We start from the raw sequence: 13282 nt of genomic DNA on the forward strand, positions 1-13282 counted from the left end.
CCCAGAACCTGCCTCTTTCTCAACGCCCTGTTCATTTTTCATGAACAATGCTCTGCTTGACGAACAAGGAGAGGTGCGATGAGTGATCCGCTGATTGAAGGGTTTGTGCTCGACGGCAAGGGCGGCGCCCGACCGATGGATTTCGAGGAACTGCGCGCCGGGCCGGATGTGCCCAGGGGCGGGTTCTACTGGGCGCATCTCGATCTCGGGGCCGACCAGGACTGGCTGCGCCGCAAGGCCGGTCTCGATGCCGTCGTCGTCCAGTCCCTGCTGGCGAACGAGACGCGGCCGCGCTGTACCGTGCACGAGAACGGGCTGATGATGACCCTGCGCGGGGTGAACCTGAACCCGGAAAGCCAGAGCGAGGACATGGTATCCCTGCGGGTCTGGGTCGAGAAGGGGCGTCTGATTACCGTGCGCAAGCGCCGCCTTGTCGCGGTGGAGGACCTGCGCAACGCCTTGCGGGAAGGGCAGGGGCCTGATGATACCGGCACGCTGCTGTTCCAGATGCTGCGCGGACTGACCAACAAGATGGAGCCGGTGGTCGACGAGCTTGCCGACCGGGTCGACGTGTTCGAGGAACAATCCCTGACCGCCACCGTAGAGGAGCTGCGCGGCCCGCTGGCCGCCATGCGCCACGATGCAATCGTCTTCCGCCGCTATATCGCTCCGCAGCGCGAGGCCTATGCCCGCTTTGCCGCGAACGAGACGGGCCTGTTGCACGACACGCTGCAGAACGCCGCGCGGGAGGAGGCGGACCGCCTGACCCGCGTGGTCGAGGAACTGGACATCACGCGCGAGCGGGCCGGCATCATCCATGACCAGCTGGTTGACCGCCGCTCCGAAGAGATGAACCGCAACATGCTGGTGCTGTCGGTCGTCACTGCGATCTTCCTGCCACTCGGCTTCCTGACCGGGTTGCTGGGCATCAATGTCGGCGGCATGCCGGGCGCTGACATGGATGTCGCCTTCTGGATCGTCTGTGCCCTGCTGATCTGCATCACCCTTGCCGAGCTCTGGCTGTTCCGCAAGATGAAGTGGATTTGATCGCGCCAAGCAGATAGGCTGCGTGTAACGGTAACTGCTGCAACGGGTCGCCGTAACGGTTCAGAGGGAACATCCATGAGTGACGACAAGCGCCAGGCGCTGGCCGACCTGATAGAGACATGCGCCGCCATGCCCGGGTCGGGGCCAATCCTGCGCTCGCTCTTGCGGGCTGGGCGCGAGGCGCCGGATCCGTCACCGGCGATCGCCTGGCTGTCGCAGGCCAACCCCTCTGCCTATGACCTCGATACGCGGGAAAAGGCAGCCGATTTCCTGTCCGACATGGAAGCGTCCGAGGCCGCTAAAAGCTGGCTGGCGGGAGAGGGCGATGAAGAGCGCTTGGCGATGGTGCGCCTGCTCGTGCGGCAGGGGCGCATGAAAGAGGCAGCGCCGCTTTATCGCGCGCTGGTTGACGAGAACCCGGCCATGCGCGACGGCGATCTTGATGCTGCGCTGATGGCACGCGGCGCTGCGCCCTCCGGCGGTGGCGCGGAAGTATTCAGCCTGTCTGGCGAACGGCTCGGCGGCCGGGCAGAGGCCGGGGGCGACAAGGATGAGCGCGACGCGATCATGGTCGAATCTGTCCGCAAACAGATCACTTTCGAGGATGTCGGCGGACTCGCCGATATCAAGAAACAGATATCCCGCAAGATCATCCTGCCCTTTCAGAAACCGGCCATGTTCAAGCGTTTTCGCAAGCAGGCCGGGGGCGGCGTATTGCTCTATGGCCCGCCGGGCTGCGGCAAGACCATGCTTGCACGGGCGACGGCAGGTGAGTGCGGCGCGCGTTTCGTCAATGTCGAGATTCCGGAAATCCTCGACATGTATATCGGTGAATCCGAGAAGCGGCTTGCCGCCGTGTTCGAGGAAGCCCGGGCCGACCGCCCGACCGTGTTGTTCTTCGATGAACTGGAGGCGCTCGCCGCGCGGCGCAAGTTCTCCCACAATTCCAATTCATCCGCCCTCGTTTCCACTTTCCTGAACGAGATGGATGGCTATTCGGCGGACAATGCGGGACTGTTGATCCTGGCGGCGACCAATACGCCCTGGGCTATCGACCCCGCCTTCCGGCGCCATGGCCGGTTCGACCGCGTGTTGTTCGTGCCGCCGCCAGACAAGGTGGCGCGGCTGGAAATCCTGCGCAGCCTGCTGGCAGAGCGCCCGCAGGAGAAGCTCGACCTTGAGGCCGTGGTTGCGAAGACGTCCGGCTTCTCCGGCGCTGACCTGACCAATGTGGTCGAGACTGCATGCGATATCGCGATCGAGGAGAGCCTGGACAGTGATGAGATCAGCCCGATCAGCAAGGCGCATCTGGCCGAGGCACTGAAGGAGGTGAAGTCCTCCACCGGCGAATGGCTGTCATCGGCCCGCAACTATGCCCGTTATGCCAATGAGGGCGGCCTCTATGAAGACGTGCTGGCCTTTCTCGACAAGAATATGAGGTAGGCAATGACCGACACACCGGCTGGCAGCATGAACAAGGCATGGTCGCAATGGAACGCCGGCAATGTCAGTGGCGCAGAGGCAGAGCTGCGCGCCATCATCGCCGAACAGCCGGATCATGTGGAGGCATTGACCCTGCTTGCCCTGTGCCGGTCCGCCCGCAAGGACAAGGATGAGGCGAAGGACCTGATCGATACTGCGCTCGGTTACGACAGCGAATATGATTTCGCCTGGCGGTCGCGCGGCTATATTCTCGATACGGATGACAAGGCCTATGCCGATGCCGAGGAGGCCTATCTGCGGGCGGTGGAGCTGATGCCGGTCGATCCGTACAACCATCTGGCACTGGCGAGCTTCTATGACCGGCGCAACAATTTCGCAAAGGCAGAACCCGCCTATATCAGGGCACTGGAGCTGGACCCGGACAATGTCTCTGCCCTGACGGATTACGCAAGCTATCTCGTCGACCGTGGCAGGGCCGGCGATGCGGCTGTGCTTGTCGAGCGGGCCGGGCAGATCGCCCCTGACAATGCCGACCTTGCGCTGTTGATGGGCGATATCGCCTTCCGCAAGGGGCGGCTGGAGGAGGCGCGCGAGCGGGCGCTGTGGGTGCTGTCGCAGGACGCGGAGAACCGGCAGGCGCTGACGCTATTGACCAAGGTCAAGGCACGCAAGAACCCGTTCATGGGCATCTGGCTCTATTGGGCGATGTTCATGGGCCGCTTTTCCGGCAAGCAGCAGCTGGGCATCATCCTTGGCCTGTGGCTATTGTGGCAGGTCTTTGCCCGCACGCTGTTGCCGGGAATGTCGCCGACGATGCAAAGCGTGCTCAGCTGGGGCTGGCTGGGCTTTGTGCTGATGACCTGGGTCGGTCCGTATATCTTTGCCCGGATGGTTCAGTCTGAACTGAAAGACGTGACCATCCGGGACGATTATTGACGGATCCTGCCTTCTAGTCCTTCAGTCTCCGCTCGAAGAAATCGACGACCAGCCGGTCCATGTGGCGCTTGTTCTCGCGCTTGCGGAAGCCGTGCTTTTCGCCCGGATAGGTCATCATCTCGAACGCGACATCGCGCTCGTGCAGGGCGGCCATCAGGTCGATGGAATTCTGGAAGATGACATTGTCATCGGCCATGCCATGGATCAGCAAGAGGCTGTTGGCCTTCATGCCATCGAGATGGGCGAAGACGGCAGAGCCGTCATAGGCGTCTGCGACCTCTCGCGGGTCACCCATGTAGCGCTCCGTATAGGCTGTGTCATAGGTACGCCAGTCGGTGACCGGGGCGCCGGAGACGCCAGCCTTGTAGAGGTCCGGGTCCTGCGCCAGCATGTGCAGGGTCATGTAGCCGCCATAGGACCAGCCGAAGACGCCAATATTGTCCGCATCCACATAATCCTGTGCGGCGAGCCAGCGTGTGCCGGTCGCCTGGTCCTGCACCTCGACCGAGCCCATGGCATGATAGAGCGGGTTCTCGAACGCCGTGCCGCGGTTCCAGGAGCCGCGATTGTCGAGCCGGAAGACGACATAGCCCATGTCGACGAGCATCTGGTCGAATGCGCCGGTCCAGTCCTTCTGCACCGTCTGAGCGTGCGGGCCGCCATAGACACGCACGATGGCCGGTGCCTTCTCGCCCGGTGCAAGGTCCGGCCTCATCACCTGATAGTAAAGCGGCGTGCCGTCCTCGGCCTCGATCGTGCCGAACTCCGGCACGACATGGGAGGCGACAAAGGGCGCGTAAGGATGATCGGCGGTGAGGGCGTTTTCCTTCAGCCAGAAAAGATGCTCGCCATCGGCGCTGCGTACCCGCGCCTGCGACGGCTGGTCCGGCGCGGAAAAGGTGTTGATCCAGACATCGCAGCTGCCGGCAAAACTGGCGCCATGCCAGCCTTCGCCCTCGGAAATCTGTACCGGCTCACCACCGGAAAGCGGCACGCGATAGACATGGCGCTCCAGCGGGGTCTCTGTCCATCCGGTGAAGTAGATCGTGCCATTGTCTTCGTCGACGCAGTCAATGCCGGAGACGACCCAGTCGCCCCTTGTGACCTGGGTGACCAACGATCCGTCTGCGGGGTAATGATAAATATGGTTGAAGCCATCGCGCTCGGATTCCCACAGGAAGGAACCATCGGCGAGAGGCCGCATGCCGCCGCGCAGGTTTATCCACGTCTCGCTCGTTTCCTCCAGCAGGCCGCCGCTGGCCCCCATCTCCGGTGCGACAGCGAGGACTTCCAGCTTTTTCTGGTCGCGGGAGAGGAGCGTGACATAGAGCTGCTTGCCGTCCTTCGCCCAGGCGACATCGGCGAGATAGATGTCCTTCTCCGGGCCGAGATTGACCCAGACCGTCTCGCCGCCAGCTGCCGGTACGACACCGAGGCGGATGGTGACATTGTCCGTCCCCGCAAAGGGATAACGCTGGCGGATCGTCTTCGTGCCATCGGGGCCAAAGTCCAGTCGCTCGACGATATCGACCGGGCTTTCGTCGATCTGGGTATAGGCGATAAGCCTGTCGTCCGGCGACCACCAGTAACCGGTGTCGCGGTCGAGCTCTTCCTGCGCAACGAATTCCGAAACGCCATTGCGGATCGTTTCTGTCGCGCCGCTGGAGAGTTGTTTCTCCGTGCCCGTCGCAAGGTCGTAGACGAACACTTCGTCATTGCGGATGAAGGAAACAAAGTTTCCGGCGGGGGAAATCTTCGGGTCCGTCTCGAACGCATCCGTGTCCGTGACCTTCACCGCTTTCCCGGCCTCAAGCTGATAGAGGAAAATATCGCCGCCGAGCGGGAACAGGATCTGCTCGCCCTTTGCGTCCCACTGATAGGAAACGATGCCGCTGGCATAGATACGCTGGCGCTCGCGCCGGTTCTTTTCTTCTTCCGACAATTCGACATCGCCGACGAGATCGGTGGATGAGACCAGCATGGAGGCCTCGCCCGTTGCTGTGTCATAGGCCCACAGGTCGAGCTGGCTTGCATTGTCCTCACGCCCGCGCAACAGGGTGACGAGGCTGCCATCGGGTGACACGCGTGGCTGGCGCAGGGCAGGGCCGTCGAGACCGCCTTCGGCGTGCAGGTCATCGATCGTCAACTGGCGGGCAGGGGGCATTGCTGTTTCCTCGTTACTGGCCTCGGCCTGGGCACGGGGCTGGGCATTTGTGTGGCCCAGAATGGAAAGGGCTGCAATGGCGCTGAGAATGGCAGATAGCGGTCGGGTCGGGAAAGGCATGCTCGCTCCTCAAAACTGTCTTTCACCAGAAGTAGCGCGATGATTACGCGGTGCAAACAGCCAAACCAGTCAAAATATCGGACCTGACAAGGGGACTTTGAAAGGGTGTCTTTAGGAAGACGAACTTGCTAAGCCTGAACACTCATACCGAGGAGATGCGAGATGGCCGACCTGTTCACCCTGGAAAACCTGTTCACCCTGATGATGCTGGTCTTGCTGCAGGCAGTTCTGGGCTTCGACAACCTTCTTTATATCTCGATCGAGAGCCGGCGTGTGCCGCCGGAGCGGCAAGCGTTCGTCCGCCGCATGGGTATAGGGCTGGCCATCGCCTTCCGGCTGGTGCTGCTGTTCGTCGTGATCCAGATGGTGAACGCCCTGCGAGAGCCGTTCTTTTCGATAGGGCTCGGTAATATTATCGATGGCGCCTTTACCTTCCATTCGCTGGTGACGCTGTTCGGCGGTGGCTTCATCATCTACACGGCGATGAAGGAAATCTTCCACCTGCTTGCCGTCGATCATCTGGAACATTCAGACTCTGCGGGGCGGCGCTCCGTCGCCTCGGCCCTGTTCTGGATCGTGACGATGAACCTGATCTTCTCCTTCGACTCGATCCTGTCGGCGATGGCGCTGTCAGACGTGTTCCTCGTCATGGCGACAGCGATCGTGATTGGCGGCCTGTTGATGATCTGGCTGTCCGACCACGTCTCGGCGTTCCTGGAACAGAACCGCGCCTATGAGGTGCTGGGCCTGTTCATCCTGTTCATCGTCGGCATCCTTCTGCTGTCCGAAGGCGCACATCTGGCGCATATGCATGTCTTTACCTACGAGATCACGCCGATGTCGAAGGCGACATTCTATTTCGTGATCTTCATCATGGTGTGCGTTTCGGTGATCCAGTCGCGCTATCGCACCAAGCTGATGGCCGCGCGTGAAGCGGCCATGCGCGACGGCCTGCCGACCATGGAGCCGGAAACGGCCTTCCCGGCGGCAGACAAGGCTGCCGGACAGAACGACAGAAAGCTCTAGTCGAGCGGGCGGAAGATCAGCGTCATGATGATGCCTAGGCCACCGACAAGGGCCCAGAGCGGCACATTCAGGATGAAGTTCGCGACCTTGGCGGCAGCCCCGTCACCCACATCGGCCGAGACGCCGATGCCGACCAGGTTCATCACCTCAGCCGTCGTGCGGATGGTGATTTCGCCGGTCTCGAGCCAGGACACGATATCGGCCCCGACAAGCATCAGGCCGATGGCCACGAAAATCCAGGAAAGAAGACGGAAAATACCCATTAGACGCCCCGTTTTTACCCGTTTGATGCCGCGCTCATGCCAGATCCCCAACAGATGGACATGGGCGGCGCGGGCTTGACCCCGTTACAGAAGAACAAAGCCTATCCCAAGAGCGGGGACCTCGCAAGAATGATGCAAAGTCGGGCAAATCGGCGCTTGCATCGCCAGTCGGTGACGCTATAGTCCCGCTCTCTTGCTGGGCAGGTGGCCGAGTGGTCGAAGGCGCACGCCTGGAACGCGTGTAGGCGAGCAATCGTCTCGAGGGTTCGAATCCCTCTCTGTCCGCCAGCATTTCCCGATCGAACTGCGGTCTCTGTATCTCCCGGCGAATGTCGCCGTGAATTCAAGGGCTTGCGTCGGGATTTGGCACTATTTCCGCCTGCGGGGAGACGCGATTGTCCCGCATTCCAGGCCGGAATTCCTCCTTTGCTTCAGGCGTCTGTGGTGACGTCAAAATGGGGCGCAAGACCGTCGGAGATAGATGTATTTTCAGGCTAGCGAACACTAGCGAACCAAAGTGTCTCCGCAACTGGTAAAGAACGGACATGGCATGTCCGGTCTTCATCGTCTGAGGGTTCGAAGTAGCCTGAATGGAGGGCAGTCGCGTCAGGCCGCCTTAAAAAACCCCAGCGCCTTGCGTTGCTGGTTCCAGTCACCTGTCGGCGCAATCTTGTTGAGCTTGCTCAGGGAAAGATCAGACGGCTGGCGACCGTCGAGAATGGCCTCGACGATATCGGGTGCCAGAAAGGCGAGGCGGAGTATCTTCGCGACATAGCGTTCTGACATGGACTTTTGCCGGGCGAGCGCCGGGACCGATGCCTGCTTGCCCTGCTCCAGTTGTCGCCGCCAGTCGAAGGCTTGTACCACCGAGCGGATCAGGTATTCGTCGCGTTGATTGGAACCGCCATACTGGATAAGGCGGCTTGCGTTCTTGATGGAGGTAAGATCCGTCTCGATACGGAGGACTGACGGTCCTGTCTCATGATCTTTCAACCTGATCTCGATCTCTGCGGGATGGAGGACAATCTTCGCAATGCTTGCGATGAGATCCTTTGGCGTGGTGCCGGGTGGACAGATCTTAGCCTCGTCAAGACCGGAGAGCACCTCGTCGTCCAGCCGAACGCTGCTGATTCTGTTAATGGATCCGGCTTTCTCTGCCGACGCCCTGATCAGCGGTGTGCTGGTATAATAGTGATAGGTAGCGATGCCTTTTTGCGCATAGGTTGGCGGCATGCGATTATCGGCATCATCAAAGACCAGACCGTCAAGCAGGGCATCGGATGGAGACCTCTTGGTCGTTCTTCGCTTCTGGCCGTTGTTGTCGAGCCAGACCTGGACGGCGGTCCAGTCTTCCTCGCTCAGGATCGGCTTGTGCTCGCCTTCATGAAGCTGTCCGCCCTGCCTGATCTTGCCGATGTAGACAGGATTTCGCAGCATTCGGCCAAGGCTGACCCGGGCAATGGGCTTACCGCCGATCACCTTGCCGGACTGGCCTGTCCAGCGTTTGCCATGGATGCGGCGCGCATCGAGTTGCTGTTTCAGGTCTGCAAGGGATGCGGCTTCCGGCGCCAGCCGGAAGATTGTCCGGACTCGGTCCGCTTCTTCCTCATTGACGATCAGCTTCCGGTCGCCAATGTCATAACCGAGCGGCGGGAAGCCGCCCATCCAGATGCCGCGACGCTTCGAGGCAGCGACCTTGTCGCGGATGCGCTCGGAGGTCACTTCGCGCTCGAATTGGGCGAAGGAGAGAAGGACATTCAGGGTTAGTCGGCCCATGGACGTTGTGGTGTTGAACTGCTGGGTGACCGACACGAAGGATGCACCATGACGGTCAAGCACTTCGACGAGGCGGGCGAAGTCCGCGAGCGAGCGAGTCAGCCGGTCGATCTTGTAGACGACGATGACATTGACCTTGCCGGTCTCGACGAGGCCCATCAGCTCCTTCAGGGCCGGACGATCGAGATTGCCGCCGGAGAAGCCGCCATCGTCGAAGGCACGATCCATCAGTACCCAGCCTTCCGACGCCTGGCTCTTGATGTAGGCCTCGCAGGCCTCGCGCTGCGCATGAAGCGAGTTGAACTCCTGTTCCAGTCCGTCTTCTGTGGATTTGCGGGTATAGACAGCGCATTTGAGGATCTTGTCGGTCATGCCACTTTCCTCCGTGTCTTCAGCCCGAAGAAACGCGGGCCTGACCAGCGCGCGCCGGTGATCCTGCGGGCGATCTCCGACAGGCTCGCATAGGTTGCCCCCTGCCAGGCATAGCCGTCGCTCAGCACCTCAACGACATGGCGCGATCCGTGCCAGTCCCGTGTCAGTCGCGTGCCGGGGGAGGGTCCTTCCGTCTCCAGAACCGACCGGTCGGGGTTCTTCTCCAGCCGGGTGGCGATGCGCTGAAGACGTGTTCTTGTTCTGGAGGACAAATCGCCATGGCGCCGCGCCTGAAGGTCATAGATGAGCGCACCGCGCATCAGTTTCACCGACAGGCCGGCTGGCGGTTCCTTGCCATAAAGAAGCCTCCAGCGCTCGACGAGATCCTCTTTCGGCAGTTCTTCGATGGCAGCGATATCTGATTCAAGCGACATGGTAGCGCCTCTTGCTGCCCGTTGCTTCATCGCTACAAAGGTTCAGGCCAAGCTTCTTTCTGATGGTCGCCGAGAGAAAACCCCGAACCGTATGTTCCTGCCAGCCTGTCGCCTTCATCATCTCTGCGATGCTGGCGCCGTTCTTGCGGCGCAACATGCCGAGAAGCTGATCTTTTTTTGAGAGCCTCTTTGCTTTGCTGATTGGCTTTTTCATACCAAGTACTCCTTTCATCTCTATACGGACAGGAATGCTCGATAAGTGGGCGAAGTCCAGTGGGAAATCATTACTTTTGGCGAGAGTTCAAAAAGCACGATGGTGCCGAGTCGTGCCGTTTATGTCACATCTCCCGGCGATAACTAGCGATAGCTCGATCACAGATATCAAGCAGCCTCGTTTCAAAGGCCAGCTCATTCTCAATGAACGCCCGCCTGCCGTCGTCCTTTTCGTATTTCGCAAGGTCACTTTGAAAGTGCAGGATTTCTTCCTGATGCGCCGCCCGGCATTTGTGAATGTATTCGAGGTTATTCTTTTCGGTCTCCGTCATTGGACCGTCGATCCATACGGTGCCACGTGTCATGTCGATAATTATATGATCCGGATGCGGAACAGGGTCCGGGAGTGTCGTTATGCTAGCCTGTTGTCGCCTGAACAGTTCTGCCTCCCAGTTTGTCTTGTACTCAATGAACGTTGCGAGCAATTCTTCGCGCTTAAGCCGCATCTGCCGTTCGGTGTTTGCCACCATGTCGGTGAATATTTTTTGCGAACGGACATTTCCTCTGGCGGCGTTGACGGCCAATGATCGGATAACGGCTTTGGCAACCGGAATCGTGATCTCGCCGGTGCCGTCTTTTACATTTATCGTGCGGTAGGCTTCGTCCAAGATGATGCTCTGCAGCATATCCTCTGTTGTGGCAGGTTGCGAAGGTTTGTTCCTGGAGCCCTTTGGCCGTCCCTTCGGGTTTCCTGACTGGCCCTTCTTGAATCGGCTGTGAGCCGGTGGCTTGCCATAGCCGATCTCGTAATCCCGCTTGGTCATTCACCGGCCTCCACCAGCCTGCGATCGGCACCGGCTAATCCGCAACAGAGCTGCACGGCATCATCATGTGCATAAGTTTCCCAGCGGGTAAGGATACTGTCGCAGTAAAGTGGATCGAGTTCACACAAATAGCCACGTCTTCCGGTCTTCTCCGCTGCAATAAGGGTCGATCCATATCCACCAAACAAATCGAGCACTATGTCGCCACGTCCGGTTGTATCGCGGATGGCGTCGGCAATCATTTGAACCGGCTTTACTGTCGGATGCATGGTGAGTTCTTCCATCCTGCCAGCGCGCATCGTGTTGACGCCGCGATATTCCCATACGTTCGTCCTGTAGCGACCGTGTTGGCCAAGTTCGAAATTGTTCAGATGGGGGGCAGTTCCCTTCTTGAATATAAAGACCAGTTCGTGTCGGGATCGATAAAAGGTACCCATGCCCCCATTGTCCTTTACCCAGACTACTAGATTTTTCATCTCGTCATAGACCGAGCCAGCGTCCATCATCTCCGCCATATGCCGCCAGTCCATACAGATATAGTGGATCGATCCATCAGCGCTGTTGGCATAGAGTTGGTCGAACGCCTGCCGCAAAAATTGAGCGAACTCCGGGCTGGTCATTTCGCCTGCGGCCATCGCGAACTCCCGATGCTTCGTCTTGCCCAGCCCGCCGACATGGCCGTCGATCCGCACGTTGTAAGGCGGATCGGTGAAGACCATTTTTGCCTGCTCATCCTGCATCAAGTCGGAAACTACGGAAGCGTTCGTCGAGTCGCCGCATATCAGGCGATTCTGGCCAAGTTGCCAGATATCGCCGAGCCGGACGCGCGGCGGAGCATGATCGGGAACCTTGTCATCACCTGGATCGCCGTCTTCCTCAGGCTCGACAGTGTCAATCAGGTTGTCGATCTCGGCGATCGAAAACCCTGTCAGGCCGACATCAAACTCCAGGTCGTCCGACATCAAGGACTGGAGTTCTTCGGCCAAGAGATCATCATCCCAGCCTGCATTGAGGGCGAGCTTGTTGTCGGCGATAACGTATGCCCGCTTCTGCGCCGGTGTCATGTGATCCAGCCGTACGCAGGGGACTTCGCTCAATCCGATAAGCTTCACAGCCTCAACCCGGCCATGACCGGCCAGAATCGACCCCTGCTCGTCGATCAAAACCGGATTAGTGAAGCCGAATTCCCGAATGCTGTCGGCAAGCTGTTTTATCTGCTTCTTCGAATGGGTGCGCGCGTTTCGCTGCCAAGGCTTCAAGCTGGCGGTCGGCAGCTGCCGGATATCAAGGTCTGACATTTCGTAACTCCTAGAGGGAAAACACATTAGTTTTCTACACTAAACGGTGGTGTTTGACAATGGTTGGCGCTACAATCCTGTTTCGTGTAAAAAACGAGCAAGGAGATACGCGATGGGACTGGGTGTGAAACTGGGTGACCTCCGCCGGGCGAAAGGCGAATCACTGCAAGAAACGGCGGATGCCGTTGGCACGACTAAAGGCCACCTCTGGCAACTGGAAAAGGGCAACGCCACAAAGCCCGCCATAACACTGGTGCAGGCTCTGGCTGACCATTTCGGCGTCAGTATCGCATATTTGGTCGGGGAGGATCTCGACGCGGAAGACGCTGATCCGGAGCTCGTTGGAATGTTTCGTCAGGCATCGGAGTTTTCCCCAACGGAGCGCGAAATATTGCGTAACTTGATGCAAACATTACATGATCAGCTGAAGCGTCGAAGGCAGGATGGTGACGAGGTATCCCGATAAGCTTGATCGGATGGCGGTAGAAGAGGCGGGACTTGATCCATGCGCAATGGCGCAAGAGATTCACCGGCAGATCGATTATCAGCGCGGTCATATCGATGCAGGGAAGGTGGCGAGAGCGCTTGATATAACCAAGATTTCCTATGATGCGCTTACCACCTATGAAGGCGCTCTTCTCACCAACGACGAACACACAATTGGTATCATCAGTGTAAACACGAATGCAGGTGTCTGGCGCCGCCGGTTCACCATTGCCCATGAACTCTTGCACTTTCTCAATCCCACCCATCGACAGACTGAAACTGGCTTTAGATGCACGCGAAAAGACATGAGCGCCGCCGGGCCGGCAGCGGGTCGGCACTATCTGCAGGAGAAGGAGGCCAACCAGTTTGCCGCTGAATTACTGGCGCCAAGGGCGCGCTTCGATGCATATATGTCCCAAGCTCCGGATATCAGTGCAGTCGTCGAAATCTCTCAAGAATTGCGCATCTCAAAGCAGGTTGCGGGACGCCGGTACCAAGACCTCCACCCTTCGCCAATTGCGATGGTATCTGCACAGAACGGTAAAGTCATACATGTGCGGTACGGTGACGGATTTCCAAAACTAGACTTGGAAATCGGTGCAGCGCTACCGGAAGAATTTGCTGTTAGAAACTGTTCCAAATCTGCGGGTTCAATTCTAACCTACAATGATCAGCACAACAGGCAGCGGGAAAATCCATGTCTCAACGCACAGGTATTAAAACAACAGGAGGGCTTCTCGATCACCATGCTGACGTTGAAGTCTGGCTAGTCGAGTAGATATTTTTGATTAGGTTGCTGATTTGCACGCCCGATTGAGCGTTGGGCTTCCTCGCATTGGGCGGGCGCGATGAAACTCGAATTAGCCAGAACAATGGCATA

The 13282-nt window shown here is 58.9% G+C and carries 13 protein-coding genes and 1 tRNA gene; 7 read left to right on the forward strand and 7 right to left on the reverse strand.

Going from position 1 to position 13282, the window contains the following annotated elements:
- Positions 1-78: 78 nt before the first annotated feature.
- From FF098_RS00430 to FF098_RS00440, 3 genes are all read left to right on the forward strand, one after another.
- A complete protein-coding gene (locus FF098_RS00430) occupies positions 79-1047 on the forward strand; it encodes a zinc transporter ZntB (protein WP_155135792.1) in 969 nt (322 codons plus the stop codon).
- Positions 1048-1122: 75 nt separating this feature from the next.
- Positions 1123-2490 (forward strand): ATP-binding protein, encoded by a 1368-nt coding sequence (locus FF098_RS00435; protein WP_166426252.1) that lies wholly within the window; start codon positions 1123-1125, stop codon positions 2488-2490.
- Between the two features lie 3 nt (positions 2491-2493).
- Positions 2494-3426: a tetratricopeptide repeat protein gene (locus FF098_RS00440; protein WP_155135795.1), complete on the forward strand. Its 933-nt coding sequence runs from the start codon at positions 2494-2496 to the stop codon at positions 3424-3426.
- A gap of 13 nt (positions 3427-3439) precedes the next feature.
- Here the strand turns inward: FF098_RS00440 and FF098_RS00445 are convergent, their stop codons facing one another.
- Positions 3440-5710, reverse strand: a complete 2271-nt coding sequence (locus FF098_RS00445; protein ID WP_155135798.1) for a S9 family peptidase — start codon at positions 5708-5710, stop codon at positions 3440-3442.
- 162 nt (positions 5711-5872) lie between these two features.
- Here FF098_RS00445 and FF098_RS00450 point away from each other — a divergent pair, with 162 nt between their 5' ends.
- A complete protein-coding gene (locus tag FF098_RS00450; RefSeq protein ID WP_155135801.1) occupies positions 5873-6736 on the forward strand; it encodes a TerC family protein in 864 nt (287 codons plus the stop codon).
- Here the strand turns inward: FF098_RS00450 and FF098_RS00455 are convergent.
- Positions 6733-6999 (reverse strand): hypothetical protein, encoded by a 267-nt coding sequence (locus FF098_RS00455; protein WP_155135805.1) that lies wholly within the window; start codon positions 6997-6999, stop codon positions 6733-6735. The two genes, FF098_RS00450 and FF098_RS00455, sit on opposite strands and share 4 nt — an antisense overlap.
- Before the next feature lie 198 nt (positions 7000-7197).
- Between FF098_RS00455 and FF098_RS00460 the strand changes: the two genes are divergently transcribed.
- Positions 7198-7287 (forward strand) — tRNA-Ser (locus FF098_RS00460).
- Between the two features lie 318 nt (positions 7288-7605).
- Here the strand turns inward: FF098_RS00460 and FF098_RS00465 are convergent.
- The 5 genes from FF098_RS00465 to FF098_RS00485 form a co-directional block, all read right to left on the reverse strand.
- A complete protein-coding gene (locus FF098_RS00465) occupies positions 7606-9147 on the reverse strand; it encodes a recombinase family protein (protein WP_155135808.1) in 1542 nt (513 codons plus the stop codon).
- Positions 9144-9581 carry a DUF2924 domain-containing protein gene (locus FF098_RS00470; protein ID WP_155135811.1) on the reverse strand — a complete coding sequence of 146 codons (438 nt, stop codon included), beginning with the start codon at positions 9579-9581 and terminating at the stop codon, positions 9144-9146. Before FF098_RS00470 ends, FF098_RS00465 begins: the two co-directional genes overlap by 4 nt.
- Positions 9571-9795, reverse strand: a complete 225-nt coding sequence (locus tag FF098_RS00475) for a DUF3489 domain-containing protein (RefSeq protein WP_166426253.1) — start codon at positions 9793-9795, stop codon at positions 9571-9573. Before FF098_RS00475 ends, FF098_RS00470 begins: the two co-directional genes overlap by 11 nt.
- Positions 9796-9919: 124 nt before the next feature.
- On the reverse strand, positions 9920-10618 hold the full coding sequence (locus FF098_RS00480) for a DUF5681 domain-containing protein (RefSeq protein ID WP_155135817.1): 699 nt from the start codon (positions 10616-10618) through the stop codon (positions 9920-9922).
- Entirely contained in the window at positions 10615-11916 is a 1302-nt protein-coding gene (locus tag FF098_RS00485) for a site-specific DNA-methyltransferase (RefSeq protein ID WP_188544027.1), read from the reverse strand. Before FF098_RS00485 ends, FF098_RS00480 begins: the two co-directional genes overlap by 4 nt.
- Before the next feature lie 112 nt (positions 11917-12028).
- On the opposite strand from FF098_RS00485, the gene FF098_RS00490 reads away from it, so the two are divergent.
- Positions 12029-12382, forward strand: coding sequence for a helix-turn-helix domain-containing protein (locus FF098_RS00490; RefSeq protein ID WP_155135823.1), 354 nt, complete (start codon positions 12029-12031; stop codon positions 12380-12382).
- A 10-nt stretch (positions 12383-12392) separates the two neighbouring features.
- Complete coding sequence (locus tag FF098_RS00495; protein WP_166426254.1) at positions 12393-13172, forward strand: ImmA/IrrE family metallo-endopeptidase; 780 nt, start codon at positions 12393-12395, stop codon at positions 13170-13172.
- Positions 13173-13282: the final 110 nt, after the last annotated feature.

This window comes from Aquisalinus luteolus, from assembly GCF_009712425.2.
Classification (GTDB): domain Bacteria; phylum Pseudomonadota; class Alphaproteobacteria; order Caulobacterales; family Parvularculaceae; genus Aquisalinus; species Aquisalinus luteolus.